This window comes from Streptomyces reniochalinae (assembly GCF_003323735.1).
Taxonomy (GTDB): Bacteria; Actinomycetota; Actinomycetes; order Streptomycetales; family Streptomycetaceae; genus Streptomyces; species Streptomyces reniochalinae.
This window is the reverse complement of the sequence record NZ_QOIM01000036.1, coordinates 238,105-257,781: the sequence shown is the minus strand read 5'-3', so window position 1 is coordinate 257,781 and position 19,677 is coordinate 238,105. Positions and strand designations below refer to the sequence as shown.

19 protein-coding genes and 1 pseudogene are annotated in these 19,677 nt (G+C 71.7%); 9 read left to right on the top strand and 11 right to left on the bottom strand.

Annotation, left to right across the window (positions count from 1 at the left end; all coding sequences use genetic code 11):
• Nucleotides 1-190 precede the first annotated feature (190 nt).
• Complete coding sequence (locus tag DQ392_RS17355) at nucleotides 191-1,096, top strand: Lrp/AsnC family transcriptional regulator (RefSeq protein WP_114016524.1); 906 nt, start codon at nucleotides 191-193, stop codon at nucleotides 1,094-1,096.
• Nucleotides 1,097-1,173: 77 nt separating this feature from the next.
• On the opposite strand, the gene DQ392_RS17350 is transcribed toward DQ392_RS17355, so the two are convergent.
• A complete protein-coding gene (locus DQ392_RS17350; protein ID WP_114016523.1) occupies nucleotides 1,174-1,731 on the bottom strand; it encodes a TetR/AcrR family transcriptional regulator in 558 nt (185 codons plus the stop codon).
• 311 nt (nucleotides 1,732-2,042) lie between these two features.
• Between DQ392_RS17350 and DQ392_RS17345 the strand changes: the two genes are divergently transcribed.
• Nucleotides 2,043-3,032 (top strand): ArsR/SmtB family transcription factor, encoded by a 990-nt coding sequence (locus DQ392_RS17345; RefSeq protein WP_114016522.1) that lies wholly within the window; start codon nucleotides 2,043-2,045, stop codon nucleotides 3,030-3,032.
• Between the two features lie 67 nt (nucleotides 3,033-3,099).
• On the opposite strand, the gene DQ392_RS17340 is transcribed toward DQ392_RS17345, so the two are convergent.
• A complete protein-coding gene (locus DQ392_RS17340) occupies nucleotides 3,100-3,906 on the bottom strand; it encodes an alpha/beta fold hydrolase (RefSeq protein ID WP_114016521.1) in 807 nt (268 codons plus the stop codon).
• Between the two features lie 416 nt (nucleotides 3,907-4,322).
• Nucleotides 4,323-5,483: a YeiH family protein gene (locus tag DQ392_RS17335; protein WP_114016520.1), complete on the bottom strand. Its 1,161-nt coding sequence runs from the start codon at nucleotides 5,481-5,483 to the stop codon at nucleotides 4,323-4,325.
• A gap of 95 nt (nucleotides 5,484-5,578) precedes the next feature.
• Here DQ392_RS17335 and DQ392_RS17330 point away from each other — a divergent pair, with 95 nt between their 5' ends.
• Nucleotides 5,579-6,616 carry a LysR family transcriptional regulator gene (locus DQ392_RS17330; protein ID WP_245981587.1) on the top strand — a complete coding sequence of 346 codons (1,038 nt, stop codon included), beginning with the start codon at nucleotides 5,579-5,581 and terminating at the stop codon, nucleotides 6,614-6,616.
• 143 nt (nucleotides 6,617-6,759) lie between these two features.
• On the opposite strand, the pseudogene DQ392_RS35970 reads toward DQ392_RS17330, so the two are convergent.
• Nucleotides 6,760-6,982 (bottom strand): annotated as a pseudogene (locus DQ392_RS35970) (aldo/keto reductase); the annotation flags it as partial.
• Here DQ392_RS35970 and DQ392_RS17320 point away from each other — a divergent pair.
• On the top strand, nucleotides 6,974-7,246 hold the full coding sequence (locus DQ392_RS17320; protein ID WP_181856462.1) for an MmyB family transcriptional regulator: 273 nt from the start codon (nucleotides 6,974-6,976) through the stop codon (nucleotides 7,244-7,246). The pseudogene DQ392_RS35970 and the gene DQ392_RS17320 overlap by 9 nt on opposite strands.
• 88 nt (nucleotides 7,247-7,334) lie before the next feature.
• On the opposite strand, the gene DQ392_RS17315 is transcribed toward DQ392_RS17320, so the two are convergent.
• Complete coding sequence (locus DQ392_RS17315; protein WP_114016518.1) at nucleotides 7,335-8,288, bottom strand: LysR family transcriptional regulator; 954 nt, start codon at nucleotides 8,286-8,288, stop codon at nucleotides 7,335-7,337.
• 161 nt (nucleotides 8,289-8,449) lie between these two features.
• On the opposite strand from DQ392_RS17315, the gene DQ392_RS17310 reads away from it, so the two are divergent.
• Both DQ392_RS17310 and DQ392_RS17305 read left to right on the top strand, forming a co-directional pair.
• Complete coding sequence (locus tag DQ392_RS17310) at nucleotides 8,450-9,568, top strand: PrpF domain-containing protein (protein WP_114016517.1); 1,119 nt, start codon at nucleotides 8,450-8,452, stop codon at nucleotides 9,566-9,568.
• A gap of 71 nt (nucleotides 9,569-9,639) precedes the next feature.
• Complete coding sequence (locus DQ392_RS17305; RefSeq protein ID WP_181856461.1) at nucleotides 9,640-10,893, top strand: SLC13 family permease; 1,254 nt, start codon at nucleotides 9,640-9,642, stop codon at nucleotides 10,891-10,893.
• 121 nt (nucleotides 10,894-11,014) lie between these two features.
• Here the strand turns inward: DQ392_RS17305 and DQ392_RS17300 are convergent, their stop codons facing one another.
• The 3 genes from DQ392_RS17300 to DQ392_RS17290 all read right to left on the bottom strand — a co-directional run bounded on the left by DQ392_RS17300 (nucleotide 11,015) and on the right by DQ392_RS17290 (nucleotide 14,345).
• A complete protein-coding gene (locus tag DQ392_RS17300; protein ID WP_114016515.1) occupies nucleotides 11,015-11,716 on the bottom strand; it encodes a peptidoglycan-binding domain-containing protein in 702 nt (233 codons plus the stop codon).
• A 188-nt stretch (nucleotides 11,717-11,904) separates the two neighbouring features.
• Nucleotides 11,905-12,903, bottom strand: coding sequence for an ArsR/SmtB family transcription factor (locus DQ392_RS17295; RefSeq protein WP_114016514.1), 999 nt, complete (start codon nucleotides 12,901-12,903; stop codon nucleotides 11,905-11,907).
• A gap of 386 nt (nucleotides 12,904-13,289) precedes the next feature.
• Nucleotides 13,290-14,345: a serine hydrolase domain-containing protein gene (locus DQ392_RS17290; RefSeq protein ID WP_114016609.1), complete on the bottom strand. Its 1,056-nt coding sequence runs from the start codon at nucleotides 14,343-14,345 to the stop codon at nucleotides 13,290-13,292.
• Nucleotides 14,346-14,664: 319 nt separating this feature from the next.
• Between DQ392_RS17290 and DQ392_RS17285 the strand changes: the two genes are divergently transcribed.
• Entirely contained in the window at nucleotides 14,665-15,324 is a 660-nt protein-coding gene (locus tag DQ392_RS17285; protein WP_114016513.1) for a TetR/AcrR family transcriptional regulator, read from the top strand.
• A gap of 24 nt (nucleotides 15,325-15,348) precedes the next feature.
• Here the strand turns inward: DQ392_RS17285 and DQ392_RS17280 are convergent, their stop codons facing one another.
• The 3 genes from DQ392_RS17280 to DQ392_RS35865 all read right to left on the bottom strand — a co-directional run bounded on the left by DQ392_RS17280 (nucleotide 15,349) and on the right by DQ392_RS35865 (nucleotide 17,998).
• On the bottom strand, nucleotides 15,349-16,224 hold the full coding sequence (locus DQ392_RS17280) for an alpha/beta fold hydrolase (RefSeq protein ID WP_220182632.1): 876 nt from the start codon (nucleotides 16,222-16,224) through the stop codon (nucleotides 15,349-15,351).
• A 131-nt stretch (nucleotides 16,225-16,355) separates the two neighbouring features.
• Nucleotides 16,356-17,852, bottom strand: coding sequence for an MFS transporter (locus DQ392_RS17275; RefSeq protein ID WP_245981585.1), 1,497 nt, complete (start codon nucleotides 17,850-17,852; stop codon nucleotides 16,356-16,358).
• Between the two features lie 11 nt (nucleotides 17,853-17,863).
• The gene (locus DQ392_RS35865) at nucleotides 17,864-17,998 is read right to left on the bottom strand and encodes a hypothetical protein (protein ID WP_281273007.1); all 135 of its coding nucleotides are present in this window, start codon (nucleotides 17,996-17,998) and stop codon (nucleotides 17,864-17,866) included.
• Between the two features lie 267 nt (nucleotides 17,999-18,265).
• On the opposite strand from DQ392_RS35865, the gene DQ392_RS17270 reads away from it, so the two are divergent.
• Together DQ392_RS17270 and DQ392_RS17265 are read left to right on the top strand one after the other, a co-directional pair.
• Nucleotides 18,266-18,772, top strand: coding sequence for a metallophosphoesterase family protein (locus DQ392_RS17270; protein WP_114016606.1), 507 nt, complete (start codon nucleotides 18,266-18,268; stop codon nucleotides 18,770-18,772).
• Nucleotides 18,773-18,867: 95 nt separating this feature from the next.
• Complete coding sequence (locus tag DQ392_RS17265; protein ID WP_114016512.1) at nucleotides 18,868-19,668, top strand: helix-turn-helix domain-containing protein; 801 nt, start codon at nucleotides 18,868-18,870, stop codon at nucleotides 19,666-19,668.
• The last annotated feature ends 9 nt before the right edge of the window (nucleotides 19,669-19,677 follow it).

The window sequence follows — 19,677 nt, the reverse complement described above, 5'->3', positions numbered from 1 at the left end:
ATGGTCGGCACCGTAGGACCGTCCACCCTGCTCAGCAATGCCATGTGCGCTGCCCTGTGCACGCGTTGCCGCGTTTCTGTCACCCTGGGCTCCCGATTTGCGGCTGATCAGCTTCCTGTACCCGCGTCGACCGTAAACTTGTTCTTCCCCTGGTACGGAATCACTCTGTAAAGATTGGGTCTCGGCACTCATGAGCGAGGATCTGGACGCACGACTCATCGCCGCCCTCCAGCAGGACGGCAGGGCGAGCTACAGCGAGCTGGCCGCCCGGGTGGGTGCACCGCGGACGGCGGTCTCCGCGCGGGTACAGGCACTGCTCGACTCGGGTGCCGTGGGGATCGCCGCCGTGGCGCATCCCCAGCTCCTCGGGCTCACCTCGCTCGCCCACGTCTCCGTCGCCGTGTCGGGGCCCGCCGACGACGTGGTCGACGCGCTGTGCGCGACGGACGCGTCGGTCTTCGTCTCCGCGGTCAGCGGCGCCTACGACCTCGTCGCGGAGCTGCGTGTCGCCAGCGACCGCGAGCTGTACGGCGCACTCGCCCACCTCCGCGCGCAGCCCCGGGTGCGGGCGGTCAACACGCTCCTCTACACCGACGTCGTCACCTCGGTCTTCATGCCGCAGGGACCGCTCCGCAGTGACGTGCACGTCAACGACACCGATCTGCGGCTCATCGAGCTGCTGGAGCGCGACGGCCGCATGTCCTTCGTCGAACTGGCCCGCCGCGTCGGCATGTCACCGAGCGCCGTCCGCGCCCGGGTCAGCAGGCTCGTCGGCAACCGCGCCCTGCACGTCGCCGCCGTGGTGCGGCGCGGCACGGGCAGCGGCAGGCCGGCTCTGGGCGCGGGCCTGAATCTCGGCGGGGACGACGAGCGCGTCACCGCGTTCCTCGCCGCTTCGCCCGGGGTGGAGTTCGTGGCCCGCACCGTCGGCCGCTTCGACCTGGTGCTCACCCTCGGCTCCGACTCGACGACGCGCCTGCACCACGTCACGGAGCAGATCAAGGCGCTCGACGAGGTACGCGGGCTGACCACGTGGGCGCACCTGGAGGTGTTCAAGGAGCACTACTCCCGTGGCATCGCGAGGACGTCGGCATAGGGCACAGGGGGTTCACGGACGGGTTCGCCTGCGGCTCTCCCGGCGCCGCCCGATCCCCCTCGCGGAGCCCGGCACCGTCAGCGCGCTGCTCCGAGTACGGCTTGCGCCGCCTGACGGGCGTGCAGTGCGGCCTCCGTGTTCCCAGTGAAGGTCGCGATGGCCATGGCCCCGTCGAACAGCACAGCCAGTTGTTTCCCGACCTCTTCGGGGTCGACGACGTCGGTCTGTTTCGCCAAGTCGGTGAAGAGCTCCAACAGCTGCCATTTGTGGTGTTGGACCACCTCCACCACCTCGGGCGCGGCGCCCCCCACTTCGCCGAAGGCGCCCGCGAAGACACATCCGTGAAAGCCCGGCTGCCGGAACCAGTCGTCGAGGAAGTCGAAGACCGCGAGAACGTTGTCGCCCGGATCGGCGTACCGGCTCGCGTAGGAGTGGAGAGCCTCACGGGCGGTCAGGTCCCGCTGCTTCAGACAGGCCGTCAACAGCTCGTCCTTGGAGCGGAACATGCGGTAGAGCTGCCGCAGTGGTACGCCGGAGACTTCCCGGACACGCTCCATCGTCACCGCACGGACTCCATGTTCGAAGAACAACTCATCGGCGACGTCGACCACGAGTGAGAAGCTGTCTTCTCGCATGGCTTGTTTTCTCCTCCCGAAAGAAGGCCGGCCCCCTCTAACCTAAGTGAGAATCACGATTCTCGCAGGGGGGAATCACATGGCCGCGCCGACCACTCCACGAGGCGCCTCGTGGCAACTTCCGCTCTGACCCCTCGGGTTGCTCACCGCCGCGCCGCACCCGGCGGCGGTTACCCGCCCCGGGGGCTCATGCGCGAGGCCGGTGTCGCGCGCTGCTTGCTCCGGCGCATGCGGAGCGCCGGGGTCCGCCGTACGCCGGCGGACACACGCGTCACAAGCCGGGGGGCTGTGGCGGATACGAGGGGGGAATTGTGCTGCGCATACACGTGGACGAGACAGCTCTGACCCGAGTGACCGTGGGGTCCGATCCCTTGTGGGAGACCGTCTTGGCCGGGCACCAGTTGGTGGCTCGCGGCCCGAAGACCTTCACCGCCTGGAGGCAGCGAGCGGGCCGGCTGGCGAGTCGTACGGACACCCTGTCCTCCGCCGTCCAGCTGCTGCACGCGCTCGCACCGCCCCGGACGGGGTACTTCCCCGACTTCCTGACGCCCCAAGACGGGCAGCGCGGTCTACAGGCCGGGCTCGAGGCGCTGTGCGCCACACCGCGGGCGCGGCTGCGCCCTGAGCTGGTCAAGGCCTTCGACGGGCGCAGGGCACCGGTGTGGGTGCAGGAACTCGCCGAAGGCCGCAGCGGCCGTGTCCGGCAGGTGGCACAGGCGGTACGCACGGTGCACCGCACGCTCGTCGCCCCCGACTGGGCAGGCACGGACAAGCTGGTGGAGGCCGACCGCGCCGTACGCTCACGGGCACTGCGGGACGGCGGCGTCCACGGGCTGCTGTCCTCACTGCGGCCCCACCTGCGCTGGCAGCCACCGGTACTGGAGATGGACTATCCCGAGTCGCGCGATCTGCATCTGAACGGACGGGGACTGTGCTTGATCCCCTCCCGGTTCTGCTGGGGCAAGCCCGTCGCGCTGGAAGATCCGTCGCTGCCGCAGGTCGTGGTCTATCCCGTGGACCACTCCCCCCTGTTCGCCACGGCGGACCCGCGCGCACTCGGGGCGCTGGTAGGCCGTACGCGGGCCCGGGTCCTGGCCGCCGTCGAAACGGCCTCGACGTGCAGCGACCTGTCCCGGCGCCTCGGTATCGCCCCGTCATCGGTGAGTGAGCACGTCTCCGTGCTCCGCGCGGCGGGCCTCGTGGTCAGCGTGCGTCACGACAACCGCGTCCTGCACACCCTCACCCCCCTCGGCCGCGGCCTCGGACGAGGCGAGTCGCTCCAGTCCACAGCGGAGCGATGACTCGATGCGCGGTGGTCCGCCCCGGCCGTCCGTGGAAGCCCGGGGCAGGTGACGCCGGCCCCAAGGGTCAGGTTTCGGCGGCGCGGGAGGTCTCCGGTGCCGCACGCCGGATGGGCATCATCGTCTCCACCGTGTCCTGCGCGAGATGGTCGAGGATCAGCCGGCTGACCAGGTCCGGCTTCTCCAGGGGCACCAGATGGGAGGCCGCCGGAACGACGGCCAACCGCGCTCCGGGGACCGCACGGTACAAGGCGGTCGTGTGCTCCAGCGTCACCATGTCGTCGTCACCGGCCATGACGAGGGTGGGCGCGGCGATCCGGGCCACCTCCTCGGGGGCGAGCGTCGGCTGGGTGCGCCACATGTCGGTGAGCTTGGTGACCACCGTCGCCCAGTGACCCTCACCGTCCGGTGTGACCCGCTCGTACAGTTCACGCAAGAGAGCAAGGTCCGGGCTGTCCGGCGCCATCGCGTCCAGCATCGCCGGTCGCTCGAAGCACTCGGGTCCTGGACGGTAGTTGGCGCCGATCACGACCACCTTGCGCACCAGGTCGGGCCGGTCGATGGCGACGAGAAGCCCGACGACGCCGCCGTCGCTCCAGCCGACGAGGTGCGCGGGACCTTCGACGACCGTTTCGAGGAAGGCCACGGTGTCGTCGGCCATGTCCCGATACGACAGCGGCCCCGCGACGTCGGGGGTGTGGCCGTGCGCCCGACGCTCGGGGAGAAAAGCGCGGTACTCGGCGGCGAGGGCGGTGCGCATGGCTCCCCACGTCTCGTTGGTGCAGAAGCCGCCGTGCAGCAGGAGCAACGGGTCGCCGTTCCCCTCGGTCTCGTACCAGGTTCTGACGCCCGGGAGGTCCGCGTATGCACCCATCGGTCAGCGCCTCTCGTGACTGTCCGCTCCCCGGCCAGTCTCCGCCGCGCTCCGCACCGGCGCAACACCGAGGCGGAGGCCCTGTTCATGGCGGCTGCGCTCACCTCGCGGTCTCACGTCGTCGTCCCCGCGCACCGACGGGACGCGGGGACGACGACGTATCTCGGCTACTCTCCTCCGCCACCGTCGGAGTCGTCTCCCCCGGAGGAACCTGAGTCGTCACCGGACCCTGACCGTCTTTTCCGACCATCTTCCGTCATGACGACAGCCTTCCTCCCCGGGCGCTCGTGTACGCGCGGCCCCTCCCGGCTTCCCGAGGACGAGACACGTGGCCCGCCTCGCGGAGCGCACACACGATGACCGGCTGGGAGGTGCCCCGGCCTGTGCCGTTCGCCCACGGGCGGCTCAGCCGCCGTTCAGAAGTGACCGAGCAGGTACTGCAAGCCCAGGCTGGTCGCGGACACCACCAGCCACAGCAGGCCGCCCAGCAGCAGCGGGGCGGGGCCGGCGCGCCGCAGTTTGGCCGGTTCGGTGGACAGGCCGATGGCGGAGAGCGCGACAGTGATGAGGAAGACGGCGAGTGTGCTGAGCGGCTCGTGCGCCGCCTGGGGCACGAGCCCCGCGGTGTTGACCGCGGCCAGGGCGATGAAGCCGACCAGGAACCAGGGGATGAGACGGCCGACGCGGATCCGCCGGGGCTCGGTCCTGTCCGCCTCCGCCGCGTTCGCTGTGGCCGCCGTGCGGCGGCGGACCAGCGCCGCCAGCCCCAGGCAGATGGGGATGATGAGCAGGGTGCGGGCCAGCTTCACGACGACGGCGTAGTCCGCCGCGGGACCGCCGAAGGTGGTGGCCGCGGCGACCACGGAGGACATGTCGTTGACCGCCGTACCGGCGAAGAGCCCGAAGGCGTGCTGGCTCATGTCCAGCAGGTGGCCGAGGAACGGGAAGGTCAAGACCGCGGCGACGTTGAAGACGAAGATGGTGGAGACCGCGTAGGCCACCTCCGCCTCCATCGCGCCGATGACGGGCGTCACCGCGGCGATGGCCGAGGCTCCGCAGATCCCGGTGCCGACCCCGATCAGGGTGCGCAGGTCACGGACGATGCCCAGGCGCCGCCCGAGCCAGTACGCCGCGGCCAGGCACGCCGCGAGGGTCACCAGCATCACCGGAAGTGACCCCAGCCCCACCTTCATGATCTGCCCCAGCGACAGTTGTGCGCCCAGTACCACGACCGCGGTCTGTAGCACGCCGCGGCCGGCGAAAGCGATGCCCGGCCGCAGCACGGCCTGCGGCCTGACCGCCACCGCCACCAGCACGCCCAGCACGATCCCGCTCACCGGCCCGCCGACCACCGGCATCAGCCTGCCCAGCACGGTGGCCACGGCCGCGATGGCGACGGCGAGGGCGAGGCCGGGCAGGCGGGAGAGGACCGCACCGCTCACGCCCCGGCCTGAGGGGCGACTCGTGTCCGGTGCCTGGGCGGGCGCGCCCGTGTCCTCGGCGGCGGTCGCGGAACCGGGCGGGGCCGGCCTCGGGGAGCCGTGGGCGGGAGGTGAGACGTCGCTGTCGTCAGTCATGATCCACACTCTCCGGGCCGGCGCGGACCGGCTGTAGCCCCCGATCGCACAGCAGGTCATAGCGGCACGCTATGAGTGAGTCATACGCTGGTGCTGTGACAGCCGACTCGGCGGAACCCCCCGCCGCTCCCACGCCCGGCGCCGCGCCGGTGCCCTCCCGTACCCCCGACCTGGAGTCGCTGCGGCTGCTCGTCCTCGTCGCCGAGCTGGGCAGTCTCGGTCGGGCCGCCGAGCGGCTCCGGATCGCGCAGCCGTCGGCCAGCCGCCGCCTGTCCACCCTGGAGCGGGCGCTCGGCCTGGTGCTGGTCGACCGCACCCGCCGAGGCTCGCGGCTCACGGCGTCGGGACAGATCGTCGCGGGCCACGCCCGGCGTGTCCTGGACGAGGTGGAGGCCCTGCTCACCGGTTCCGACGCGCTGCGCGACCGGCGGGAGGCCGAGCTGCGGGTGGCGGCGAGTCTGACGATCGCCGAGTACCTGCTGCCCGCCTGGATCAGCGAGCTGCGCGGCCGCAGGCCCGAGCTGTACATAGGGCTCCAGGTCACCAACAGCGAGCACGTCCCCGGACTGGTCGAGTCGGGCGAGGCCGACGTCGGCTTCGTCGAGGGCCCGCATCTGTCGCAGGTGATGTCGACGCGGCAGGTAGCCGAGGACCGGTTGGTCGTCGTGGTCGACCCCGGCCATCCGTGGGCCCGCCGCCGGCAGCCGCCGGACGCGCGGGAGCTGTCCACCACGCCGCTGGTGCTGCGTGAACGCGGTTCAGGTACCCGCCAGACGTTGGACCGCGCGCTGCACCTTGCCGGGTGCGGCCGTGCCCGCGCGCTGCTGGAGCTGGGCTCCACGGCCGCCGTCCGGGGCGCGGTGATCGCCGGTACAGGACCGGCGGTGCTGAGCGAGCTCGCCGTGCGCGGAGACGTCGCCGAGGGTCGCCTGGTCGGAATAGACGTGGCGGGGGTGGACCTCACGCGTGCGCTGCGTGCGGTCTGGCCGATGGGACGGCGGCTGGTGGGCCCGGCGGCGGAGCTGGTGGCGGTGGCCAGGGGAGACGACCGCGCGGGGCGCGGGGGCGTACGTCGCGGAAGGGCGGCGCCGCGCGGTGACCACCCGTCGCGGGCAGGCGGCGGTGCGGGGTGAACGGGCCTCGCGGAAGGCGGCCGCGTACGGTGTTCGGCCCTCGTACGCGCTGCGGCCGGGCCCGGAACCGAGGCGGTCGGCGGCGAGTGGGGGCTCTCGGCGCAGCCGGCGCGATCCGGCTCGGCTACCCGCACGACATGCTCGTCCCAGACATGCAGGTAGAGCAGATCGATGTAGTCGGTCTTCAGCTGTCGCAGACGGCCTCCACCGAGGCGAACAGGCTCTTGCGGTGAGGGCCCCGGAGTTCGGGTCGCCGGGGCGGCGCAGCGTCGTGTACTTCGTCGCCAGCACCAGGCCCTCGCGCCTGTCGCGGGCGCATCGGCCCAGCAGGCGCTCGGAGGTGCCGTTGGTGTAGGCGTGCCGCGTGGGGCGCGCGCGGACGACCAGGTGTTGACCGGCCTCATCGCCGAGTCCACGGCCCACGACGAGGAGTTCGCGCTGCTGTGGACCGAGCGGGACGTCAAGGTCAACGGCCGTGGAAGCAAGGCCATGCTCCACCCCGACGTCGGTGCGCTCGCGGTGCGCTTCGAAGTGCTCACGCCACTGGAGGACCCGGACCAGCGGTTGATGATCTGCCGTGCCGCAAACGAGGAGACCCAGGCAGCGCTGGACCGGCTGTGCGGGGGATGACGCCGGACCGTCCGCCCGTCCACGGAGCCGGCCGGGGACCAGGACCGGACGGCACCCAGGACCATCCGTCGCGGCGGGCCGGGACCGCTCAGCTGTGCCGGACCGCGCCGACGCGTGAGGTGTCCAGCCCGCTGTCGGCGAACTTGCGGGCCACGGTGCGCAGGACGGCGCCCATGCCCTTGCCCGCAGGGGTGACGGCACGGGACCTGGCGCGGGCGCACAGCACGCGCCGTACGGGAGCGGGGCTGTCTCCGCCCAGCGCCAGGAGGCGCACATCGCTGCGGCGGCTGGTGAGCGCCAGGCGCGGGGCGAGGGCGATGCCCAGCCCGGCGGCCACCATGGCCTGGGCCTCCTGGTAGTCGTGCGACTCGTAGGCGATGCGCGGCGCGAAACCTGCCTGGTGGCAGCTGCGGCGCAGCACGTCGGCGACGGGGTGGTTGTCGGCACGGATGATCCACTCGGCGTCGGCGAGTTCGGCGAGGTGGACCTGCGGGTGTGCGCGCAGCGGTGAGTCGGCGGGCACGACCAGCACGGTGGGGTCGTCGAGCAGGTGGGTGAGGGCGAGCGCCTCGTCCTCCACCCGGTTCCACTCGTACTCCCACAGCAGCGCCAGCTCCGCCTCGCCGGTGTGCAGCATCTCGCGCAGCTGGGCCAGTACACCGGCCCGCACGATCGTCCGCACCCCGGGGTGGCGCCGCCGGAAGCGGGTCAGCGCCAAAGGCAGCAGCGAGGCGCTGGCGGTGGGGAAGGATCCCAGCCGGAGCGTGCCGCGCTCCAGATGCGCGAAGGCTTCCAGATCGGCCTCTCCCGCGCGTAGTTCCCGGCGTATGGCCCGGCCGCGCTCGGCCAGTGCCGCGCCCGCTCCGGTGGGGCGTACCCCGCGCGGCAGCCGTTCGAGGAGCGGCTGTCCCGACTCCCGCTCCAGCAGCGAGACCTGCTGCGAGGCGGCGGAGGTGGTCATGCTCATCGCCTCGGCGGCAGCGGTCAGCGAGCCCCGGTCGACGGCCTCGGTCAGCAGGAGCAGTCGGCGTACGTTCAGCATGGCCGTGAGTTTAGCTGTGCTGAACCCACCTGCAGAAAGTTGGCATTGTGGCCAACCCGTGCCTCTGCGAAGGTCTTGGCACCGCCCGGGCCACCCGGGTGCACTGCCCGGGCTTCACCCGGGAGCACCATCCGTGAGACACAGGAAGAAGCTCCGAAGACGTGCACACTCCCGCGACTCTCGTGCGTGGCGGCACCAGCAAGTGCTGGCTGTTCAGCCAGGTTCACGTCCCCACCGACCGCGACACCCTGGAGAAACTGCTGGTGGGAGCCTACGGCTCGACCGACCCCGTCGAGCTGGACGGGGTCGGAGGGGCCACCCCGACCACGTCCAAGGCGGCGGTCGTCGCCGCGTCGCCGCAGGAGGGGGTGCACGTCGACTACCTCTTCGCCCAGGTGGGCATCGGCACCGGCACCGTCGAGTGGGGCAGCAACTGCGGCAACTGCGCCACCGGGGTCGCCCTGTACGCAGTCGCGAAGGGGCTGGTTCCCGTCTCGGGTGATGAGACCCGGGTCGTGATGCGGAACAGCAACACGGGGGCCGTCCTCGAAGGTCTGGTGGACACCACGGGCGGCCGGGTCAGGAAGTTCGGCGAGCAGACCGTGCCGGGCACCCGCGCGGGAGGCGTCGCGGTCGGCCTCACCTTCCTCGACCCGGCCGGGCGTGCGACGGGTTCCCTGCTGCCCACCGGGGCAGCCGCCGAGGATCTGAGCGTGGGCTCCGGTGCCCCGCTGCGGGTCAGCATGGTCGACGCCGGGGCGCCCGTCGTCCTGGTCGACGGCGAACGCTCGGGACGTACCGGCGCCATGAGTCTGCACGAGGTGGAGGCCGAGGTGCCATGGCTGCGGGCCGTCCGGCACACCGCCGCACCGCTCATGGGCCTTGCCTCTCCCGGCTCCGAACCGGTGGACGCCGTGCCCAAGGTCGGCCTCGTCCACCGTCCCGTGCCCTACACCACGACGCTCGGCGAGTACGTCGGCGCGGAGGAGTACGACGTCTCCGTCCGCATGCTCACGATGAACTCCCCGCACCCGGCCATCGGCCTCACCTCCGCCGTCGCCGTGGCCACGGCCGGTCTCCTCGACGGTTCCGTGGTCGCAGCCGCCTCGACCGGGCGGGGAGGCGAGTGGCTGCGGATCGGCACCGCCGCGGGCGTGGTGGCCGTCCGCTGCGCCGGCGCGGGCCCGGGCGGCCCGGCACGTGTCACCGTGCAGCGCGCGGCACGCCTGCTCGCCGACGCGACGATCTACGTACCCGGTGAGGTCGCCGCGGTCCACTGAGACGGCGCTGAGCCACCGCACTTTCCGCACCGACGATCTCCGTACCGAAGATCTCCGTACCGAGGACAAAGATGTCTCCTGAAGTGATCTCCATAGGCGCCCTGCTCGTCATGTTCGTCGTCGGCACGGTGCTGCCGATCAACCTCGGCATCCTCGCCTTCGTCGCCACCTTCGCGGTGGGCACCGCCTCGCTGGGGCTCACCGAGGACCAGATCTTCGAGGGCTTTCCCGCCGACCTGTTCGTGACCATCGTCGGCGTCACCTACCTGTTCTCCATCGCGCGCCGCAACGGCACCATCGACCTGCTCGTCGCCTACGGGGTGCGCCTGGTGCGCGGGAAGGTGGCGCTGCTTCCGTGGGTTCTCTTCCTCGTCGCGGCGCTCCTGACGGCCTTCGGTACGTTCACGCCCGCCGCCGTCGCGATTCTCGTGCCGATCGGCATGAACTTCGCCCACCGGTACCACATCAACCCCCTGGTGACGGGGATGATGGTGATCAGCGGCGCGCACGCGGGCGCGTTCTCCCCCATCGCCGTGTCCGGTGCGCTCGTGCTCGGCATGGTCGAGGACACCCGGCTGCATCTCGCCCCGGCGACCCTGTTCGCCGCCAGCTTCGCGATCAACTTCGTCCTGTCGCTGCTCACCTTCCTCCTGCTGCGCAACCGGAGGGCGCCGCTGGCGGAACCGGACGAGGCGGGCACACCCGCCGCCGACTCCTCCGAGCAGGCGGGGACGAACTGGCGTCAGTGGCTCACCATCGCCTGTCTCGCGGCCCTGGTCACCGGGGCGCTCGCCTTCGACCTGGAGATCGGCTTCCTGGCCCTCGGCGCGGGCGCGCTCCTCGCCCTCGTCGACATGAAGCGGCAGGAGAAGGCCGTGGAGGGCATCAGTTGGTCCACCATGCTCCTGGTCGCGGGCATGATGACCTACATCGCGATGCTGGAGAGAGCGGGGGTGATCGAGGACATCTCCCGGTCCGCGGCCGGGATGGGCACCCCGCTGCTCGTCGCACTGCTGCTCTGCTTCACGGTGGCGATCACCTCGGCTTTCGCCTCCTCGACGGCGATCCTCACCGCGATCATCCCGATCGCCGTGCCGCTGCTGCTCTCCAGCCACCTCAGCGTCGCCGGGTTCATCGCCGCTCTGGCGGTGTGCACGACGATCGTCGACACCTCCCCCTTCTCCACCAACGGCGCGCTCGTTTTGAGCAACGCCCGTGGTGTCGACGCCCGCCGGTTCTACCGGCAGGTGATCGGCTACACCGGAGGCATCGTGGCCTTCGGCCCGATCGTCGCCTGGGGAGCGCTGGTCCTGCCCTGGTCCTGACCGCGCCCCGGCTTCCCCGGCGTGCTCTCGGTCACGACCGGTCCGCTCAACCGCCGCGGCGAGCCCCTGCGCCCACTCCCCCGGCCGGGGGGGGGTGGGCGCAGGGGTTCGGACCTCCGTGTCAGGGAATCGGCGGGACCGTGGGGCCCTCCTGCGCGAGCAGGTCACGCGCGAACTGCTCCCACTGCGCGTAGCGGTCGGGGTACGCCGATACCTGGACCGCCTGGCAGACGTCGCCGGGCGGCATGGTCTCCCAGCCCTCGATCTGGATCAGCCCGGGGTTGGTGCCGAAGTCGGCCACTCCGTAGAACGACTTCGACGAGGTGGGGACGTCGGTGATCTGCTCGGGCGTGCCCCACCCGGTGCTCGGGCGCTGCTGGAAGATGCCGAGGGAGTCGTGGTCGACGGGCGTGAGGTAGTTGACGAACTTGGACTCCTGCATGGCCGTCATCAACGCGATGACCTGGCCCTGTTCCGGGATGCCCGCTCCCTTTCCGACGCCGATGACCGTGCGCGCGTTGGCCAGCTCCTCGGGGCCGAGGTCGGCGGCGGTTGTGAAGGTCTGGTGCAGCTCGGCCTCGGAGGCCTGACCGAGCGCCTTGGCGGTGGCTCTGTCGACCGAGCCGGTACGGGGCAGCCCGTGCCGCTCCTGGAACTTCTTCAGGCCCACGCCGCTTCCTCGGGCGGACGCCTCCGCGGCGGACCCCGAGGCCGAGGTGTGGGGGGTGGACGACGCCTGGGCCGTACCCGGCACGGCGAGCAGCGTGCCCGCGGCGACGAGAGAGGCGGCCAGGACGGCGGGGCGGGTGAGGTGGGTGCTCAACGCCGGCTCCTTGAGAGGTGGTCGTCGCGTCCCCCGCCCCTTCCTCGGTTCTCCGCACAGGTCTCCTGTGCGGAGAAGCGCGTACGGGACGTGCTGCCGGGACACGACGTGGTGGGAGGTTCGGTGTGCGGCAGCCCGAACAGAGTCATGGCGAGGACATGACAGCCGCAACGGCTGAAAGCCCAGGCTTACGCCGCTCCCGGGCCGCACGCGCCGCTGCGCAGCAGGGCGCGGCCCTCCGCGGTCGCGACGTGGAGGGACCGCCCCGCCCTGCGCGCCGTCGTGACCAGGCCCGCCGCACGCAACACCTTCACATGCTGGCTCACCGCCGGGTGCGTGACCCCCAGCAGACGGGCCAACTCCACCGTGGAAGCGCCGGTGCGGGCCGCGCTCAGAACGGCGGCCCGGGTGTGCCCGATGAGCTGCCCCAGGGCCGCGTCCGTGTCCGGGCGAGCGGACGGCTGCGGCCGCGACCAGTCCCTCTCGTGGTCGATCGGATACACCAGGACGGGCGGCAGCGCGCCGTCCGTGAGCGTGACAGGGGTGGGCCAGCAGAAGAACGAGGGCTGGAGGAGGAGACCCCGGCCGTTCAGCCACAGGTCGTGCTCGACGGGATAGTCGGCCTCCAGCACCGGCGGGCGCCAGCGGAACCTGGGCCCGAGCCCTGCCAGCAGCCCGTCGACGGCACCGTCGAGGAGGCCGTGCACCCGCAGGACGCGGTCGGCGTCGATGTGTGCGCGCACGCGCTGCCAGAAGGGGGCCATCACCTGCCGGTGGTACGCACCCAGCACCTGCCCCAACCGGTGGAGAGCGGCGCCGTCTCCGTCGGCCAGCGCGGTCGTCCACCCCGGGAGCCGCCGCGTGGCGGCCACCCGCGTCAGGTCGGCACGCAGGCGCGGGCGGGGTGTGCGGACGAGGGTGTCCACCGCTGCCTGGAGGGACTCGCGGTCGCCGTACGTGGGCGTGAGGAAGTCCGGCGAACAGCCCTGGGGTGGCAGGAGCGGCGTCAGCAGGCGGCTGCTCTCCGGCAGCCGGGGCCGCGCCCAGCGGCGCCACTCGCCGAACTCCCGTGTACCGTCCGCGCGTTGGAGCGTCTGCACGCTGTTGCTGATCTCCCACAGGTAGTCGGGCCCGGAGGCGACCCGCACCCGCGCCAGATCCTCGGACGTGAAGTACACCCGCAGCATGGCCCACCTTCTCCCCGTGTCCGTACCTCCCGCGGCGCGGTGCCTGAGCCGCCGCGCCGCAGAGGCTCAGGCGACCGTCGCGGGGCCATCGCTGTCAAGAGTCCGAAGCCCGAACTGAGGGCTTCCCGCGCCGATCGCCCGCCGCCCCCCGGCCGGTACGCTCGCGTGACGCTCTCTCTCCGGCGCCGGGGGCTGCTCGGGAAGCCCCTCGTCAGCCGGGTCGTACTCCGGCCACCGGCTGTCCCGCTTCCGCGGTAGAGACTGGGGTGAGGCACGCGCCGGTGCGGACGCCGGCCCGGGCAGCGGGGCGGGCCGCTGAGTCCGCGCGGCGTCCACGCGCCCCGGCCAGCCGACCGGGGCGGTGGCGACTCCCCCGGTCAGCGGTGTCAGCCGTGCATCGCCACGTGGTGGAAAGCGGCGAGCGCGTCGTCGATGGGGTGGGGCCGCGGCCTGCCCGAGGGATCGAGCGCGTTCCACCTCTGCGAGTTCACCGCGAGGGCCAACTGCCGCTTCCCGTCGGCACGGGTCATGGCCAGTGCCCCACCGCCCCAGACCGTGCCGCCGTGCCCCCAGAAGGTGCCGTTCCCCGACGTCTCAGCCGGATGCAGGCCGAGCCCGTAGTCGATCGTCTTCCCCTCCTGGGAGACGACAGGGACCGTGCGGCGCATCTCCTCCAGCGACGACGGGGTGACGATCTCGCCGGACATCAGCAGGCCGAAGAAGCGGTTGAGGTCCGTGACGGTCGATATCAGCGAAGCGGTCGGCCCCACCCACGACATGTCGAAGACGCTGTAGTCGCGCGGCGGGTCGATCATGCCGAACCACGCCTCGTAGAGCCGCGAGTGCGGCCCGTGCACGTACGGGCCTGCGGGGAATCCGGTATGCCCGAGCCCGGCCCGCTCGATCACGTTCCGGGCGATGCACCGCTCCGCCGTGGTGCCCGTCACCTGCTCCAGCAGCACGCCGAGGAGCAGGTAGTTGGTGTTGGAATACACGCCCGGTGTGCTGCCGGGGGCGCCGACAGCAGGCGCGGTGACCCCCCATTCGATCAGGTCGGTGGCGCGGAAACGCGTGAACCTGTGGTCGTCCAGGCTCTGGGGCCCGGTCTCCGCAAGGGCGGGGAAGGCCCTGAGGGAAGGGTAGGCGTAGGGAAGGTATTCGGCGAGGCCGCTGGTGTGGTTGAGCAGCATCCGGACGGTGATCGCCTCACCCCGCGCTCCGGGGACCAACCGCGGAAGGTACCGGCCGATCGGGGTGTCGAGACCGATCCGGCCGCTCTCGACCTGCTGGAGGACCGCGGCGGCGGTGAAGGTCTTGGTGATGCTGCCGACGCGGTGCCGCATGTCGGCGGTGACGGGGCGAGCCGTGGCGACATCGGCCACCCCGGCGGCGCCGCGCCACACCCGGTCGCCGTCGCGCACCTCGGCGAACAGGCCCGGCATACCGGCGCGGTGGACGTTGTCGAGGGCCTTGTCGAGGGCGCCGCCGAGGGCCTTGTCGAGGGTGGTACCGAGGGCGTTGCCGGGCTCGGCGGGATCCGGTGCGTTCCTCACAACGTGCGTCCTTTCGTCGTTCCCGAGGTGGACTCCGCAGGGTCACCTGGCCCCGGGCCACAGGGGCACGAGCGGCACGCGGGATCGCCTGCCGAACACCTCGGCCCACTCATGTCCTCATTATGCACGCGGTGCGTGCAACACCAAGTGCAAAGGGTAGACTGAGACCCGGCGATGAGACGCGACGAGGTTCGACGACGGGAGCGGGATGGCAGGCAGAAGGCGCTGGTCGACCGAGGAGATCCTCAACGCGGCGGCGGAGCTGCTGCGCACGAGCGACGCCGAGTCGTTCAGCGTGCGCAGACTCGCCGCGACGCTCGGGACCGACTCCTCGAGCCTCTACCGGCATTTCCGCAGCAAGACCGAGCTGTTGCGGGCGGTCGCCGACCGCATCCTCGCGACCGCCATGGACGGCTACCGCCCCGAGGGCGACTGGAAGCAGCGCATCACAGCGCTGGCCCTCCGCGTGCGAGAGGCCTTCGGCCGCCAGCCCCAACTCGCCGCCGTCTGGGGGCGCTACGCATCGGGCGGCGCCGGATCCCGGCTGGTCATGGAAGAGGTGCTGGGGGCACTGCGGGCGTCGGGGCTGCCGGATGAGGAGATCCCCTCGCGCTACCACCGGATCGCGGTCCTCATCGCCGCGTTGATCGCCTCCGAGGCCGGAGCCGGCTCCCTCACCGCAGAGGAACACGAACAGGGCATGGAGCACTTCCGCGTCGCGGTACTGGGCGCCGACCCCGAACGCTTCCCGGCCCTGGCGCACTTCGCCCGCGACATCCGCCCCCTCGGGGCGGACCGCCGCGCCGCGTTCGAAGAGATCCTCGCCGCCCACCTCGCCGACATCGAGAGCGCCGCGCTTTCGAGCTAACCGAACAGTCCGGGAACCGGTCGTCTACCGGTCGGTCGTGGCCTTCCCGAGAAGTGAAGTGAGAATCGGCTCGGCATGTGTCCACAGCAGGGCGCCGCCGATCCCCGGTACGACACGGTGATGCGCGCCGGGGACACGGGTGGCAAGCAGTGCCCCGTTGTCGGGCGAGTGGCCGGTGTCCCGTTCGCCGTACCAGATATCGGCCGGGACAGCGATCCGCTCCAGGGCGAGCGGCCACCGCCCCATGGCCAGGACCGTGTCGCGGGCATAGCCAGCGGCGCCTTGGCCGAAACCCTCCTCCAGGGCCCTGCGGTAGGCATGCGCGAAATCAGGATCCCGATACACGGCCAGGTCGCACCCAGGGCTCCCGGCCATGATCATGTCCCACATGGCATGCGCGGTGAAGCCGCCGAAGAACTCCTCGGCGCCGGCCGGGTCGCACGCGGTCCGCTCGACCAGGCCACGCAGCTCCGCCGCCAGAGAAGCAGCGTGCTCCGGCGCGGCGACCTCGTCGGCGCCGGAGACGACAGCCAGTGCCGAGGCGACTCCCTCCGCGGCGCAGGCGAGAGCGAACGGCGCGCCTTGTGAGTTGCCGACCACAGCCGGGTGCCCCAGCCCCCGCAGCACGCAGAGGCGCCGAACGTCCTCGGCGAAGTCGGAGAGAGTGCGGCCGGGCGCAGGTGTTGAGGCGCCGAGTCCGGGGCGGTCCACACAGACGAGACGCACTCCGAGCGCTTCCACGACCCCCGCACCGAAGCCGAGCCACCGGCTCGTCGCCGCACCCGGGCACAACACGACGGGCACCCCGTCCGACGGCCCCCACTCGGCCCAAGCGAGCAACCGTCCATCGGGCAGACGGCTCTCACCGAGCCGGGCAGGATCGTCGACGTACACGGTCATGACCCCCATCATGGCCGTGGACGCGACGTCTCGCACCCGACTTCCAGCGCGGCACAGCTCAGGGCGCGCGGGGCCTGATGCGGCACCATACGGAGGTACCGGCGCGGCCTGCGCTCGGTACGGGGCGTGCGCTACGGATTCGGTGTGGGGCGTCGTCGGCCGTGGCCCGGAGAGCCGTCGTCGGCCCCGTCTCGGGTCACGGGGGCCGCGGCTTCGTGCCGGGCGGTGCGCCTGGCACCATTGCGCAGACCGAGAGCGGAAACCGCCGCTCCCAGCAGCACCATGACCACCGGGACCACGAGAGAGGTGCGGTAGGCGTCCAGTACCGCGTCCGGTGAGCCGTCGCCGCCGAGCGCGGCGATCCCGTACACCGCGGTCACCGTGGAGATCCCGACCGCCGAGCCGAACTGGGTGAATGTGTACAGCAGTCCGCTCGCCAGGCCGTGTTCCTCTTCGGTCACGCTGTCGGTCGCCGCGATGGTAAGCGGACCGTAGGCGAGGGCGAAGGCAGTACCCGCGATGATCAGGCTCGGGAACATCGCCGCGTATGACCAGTCCCTGTCGACCGGCAGGAAGAGCCCGTAGGCCACGATCGCCAGCAGGAAGCCACCGAAGACCACCCGGCTGTTGCCGTAGCGGTTCACCAGCCGCGGGGTGAGGGCGGGCGCCAGTACGACGTCGCAGCCCATGGAGAGCAGCGCGATCGCCGTGCGCAGGGAGGACCAGCCGCGCAGCTCCTGAAGGTAGAGCGTGACGACGAACTGGAAGCCGAAGAACGCGCCCACAAAGAGCAGCGCGCCGACGTCGGCCCGCACCATCGCGGCCCTGCGGAAGATCCCCAGTCGGACGAGCGGCGCCTTGGCGCGCCGTTCGATCACGGTGAACGCCGCCACCAGCGCCATCCCGGCGGCGAGCGCGCCGAGGGTCAGCCCGAGCCCTTCGCCGCGGTGTTCGAGCCTGACGATGCCGTAGGCGAGCAGCAGCATCGCCGCGGCGGCGCTGGCCGCGCCGAACAAGTCGTGACCGCGCGGCGCGGGCTCGGGGCGGGGCTCGGCAGGCAGCAGCCTGAGCGCCGCGAGCAGGATGGCTCCCGCCAGGAACACGGGAGCGAAGAACACCCAGCGCCAGCCGAGTTCGGTCAGCAGTCCGCCGATGACGAGACCCAGCGAGAAGCCGCCGGCGCCGACGCCGGCGAAGACGAGCAGGGCCTGGTCACGCTGCGGTCCCTCCGGGTACGAGGTCGTGATGATCGACATGGCGGCGGGGGTCATGAAGGCCGCCGCCACTCCGGTGACGAACCGGGCCACGACCAGCACCCAACCGTTGATCGCGAAACCACCCAGCATGGAGAAGACGAGAAAGACGCCCAGCCAGGTGAGGAACATCCGCCGCCTGCCCAGCAGATCGGCGGCGCGGCCTCCGAGCAGGGTGAAACCGGCGTAGCCGAGGACGTAGCCACTCATCACCCACGCCGCTGACGCGGTGGTCAGGCCGAGGTCGGCGCGGATGGTGGGGACGGCGACGGCCAGCATGGCGACGTCGCTGCCCTCGAGGAAGATCGTGCCGCACAGGACGAGCAGCAGGGGCCAGGATCGTCCCGTCTTGCCGGCCGTCGGGACGGTGGGCACAGGCCCGCTCTTCACCGGTCGAGTCGCTTGGTCACTTCCAGGCCATCGGCGACGGACGCGGTCCGTCGCGGAAGCCGCACGGGCCCGGCCACCTCGCCCATGCCCACGCCTCGAACCATCCGCCCCGTATCCCACGCCTTCGTCATGGCCGCGACCGTACCGAGCAACAAGCAACCGGGCCACACCTTTTGTCCGTGCCCCAGGGCCCGCCTGGTGGTGTGCCGAGGCCGTGGGAGAGCCCCGCGTCCTGTCGTCGGCCGGCAGCTCAGCATGCCGCCATGCGGCTGCGTCCGGTGCGAGCGCGCACCCCGGAATCCGCGGCGGGAGCCGTCGACGCGCAGCCGGCGCAGGCGCAACACGCGCTCGCGGGGTACGCCGCACGGCCAGGCCCCGCCGTCCACTACGGTCGCGGGGTGCGACTCCTGCTCATGTCCGACACCCACCTGCCCAAGCGGGCCAAGCGGCTGCCCGAGCAGCTGCTGGCCGAGGTCCCGCGCGCCGATGTCGTCCTGCACGCGGGCGACTGGGTGGACACGGCCACCCTCGACCTGCTGGAGTCGCGTGCGCGCCGGCTGATCGGTGTGTACGGCAACAATGACGGCGCCGAGCTGCGGGCCCGGCTGCCGGAAGTGGCGTACGCGCGGCTGGAGGGGCTGCGCTTCGGCGTCGTCCACGAGACCGGTGGGGCGCGGGGCCGGGAGCGCCGGTGCGCCGCCGGCTTCCCCGACCTGGACGTCCTGGTCTTCGGACACAGCCACATTCCGTGGGACACCACGACGGAGGACGGACGGCTGCGTCTGCTCAACCCTGGCTCGCCGACGGACCGGCGGCGCCAGCCGCACTGCACGTACATGACCGTCGAGGTGCGGGCCGGGCACGTGGCCGCCGTGGAGTTGCATCAGCTTCCCCCGCGCCGATGAGGGTCTCGCCGATGAGGCCGCGCCGATGAGGGCCCTCGCGTCTCTTACCTCAGAGGTAATGGCGCCGGATCAGGGACCCGCTTAACGTCTCCCCCATGGCAACCGCAGCACCCCCACGGGTCGGACCTCTGCTACGCGCGTGGCGCCGGCGACGGCGGCTGAGTCAACTCGAGCTGTCTGTGCGCGCACAGACCTCGGCACGGCACCTCAGCTTCGTCGAGACCGGCCGCTCGCAGCCCAGCAGCTCCATGGTGCTGCGCCTGGCCGAAGAGCTGGACGTGCCGCTGCGCATGCGCAACCAACTCCTGCTGGCTGCCGGTTACGCGCCGGCGTATACGGAGAGCCCGCTCGACGCGCCACGTATGACAGCCGTACGTACAGCCGTGCGGCAGGTGCTGGAAGGCCACGAGCCGTACCCCGCGACCGTCGTCGACCGGGCCTGGAACATCGTGGACAGCAACGCGAGCCTCGCCCTGTTCACCGGCAAGGTGGCACCCGAGCTGCTGAACCAGCCGGCCAACGCACTCCGCGTCTCACTGCACCCGGACGGCCTGGCACCGCACATCGCCAACCTCGGGCAGTGGCGAGCCCACCTGCTGGGCCGCCTGCGCCGCCAGATCGCCACCGGCCTCGATGACACCCTGCGTGAGTTGCACGACGAGCTGGTGGCCTACCCCTGCACCGAGCCGGAGCCCGACGTCGAGTTCCCCGGTCCCGCGGACATCTTCGTGCCACTGCGGCTCCGCCACGGCGGTGGCGAACTCGCCTTCTTCAGCACCGTCGCCACGTTCGGCACCCCACTGGAGGTGACGACCGCCGAGCTCGCCATCGAATCGTTCTTCCCGGCGGACGCCGCGACGGCAGCGGCGCTCCGTGGCCCGACCCCTCCTCAGTGAACGGAATCC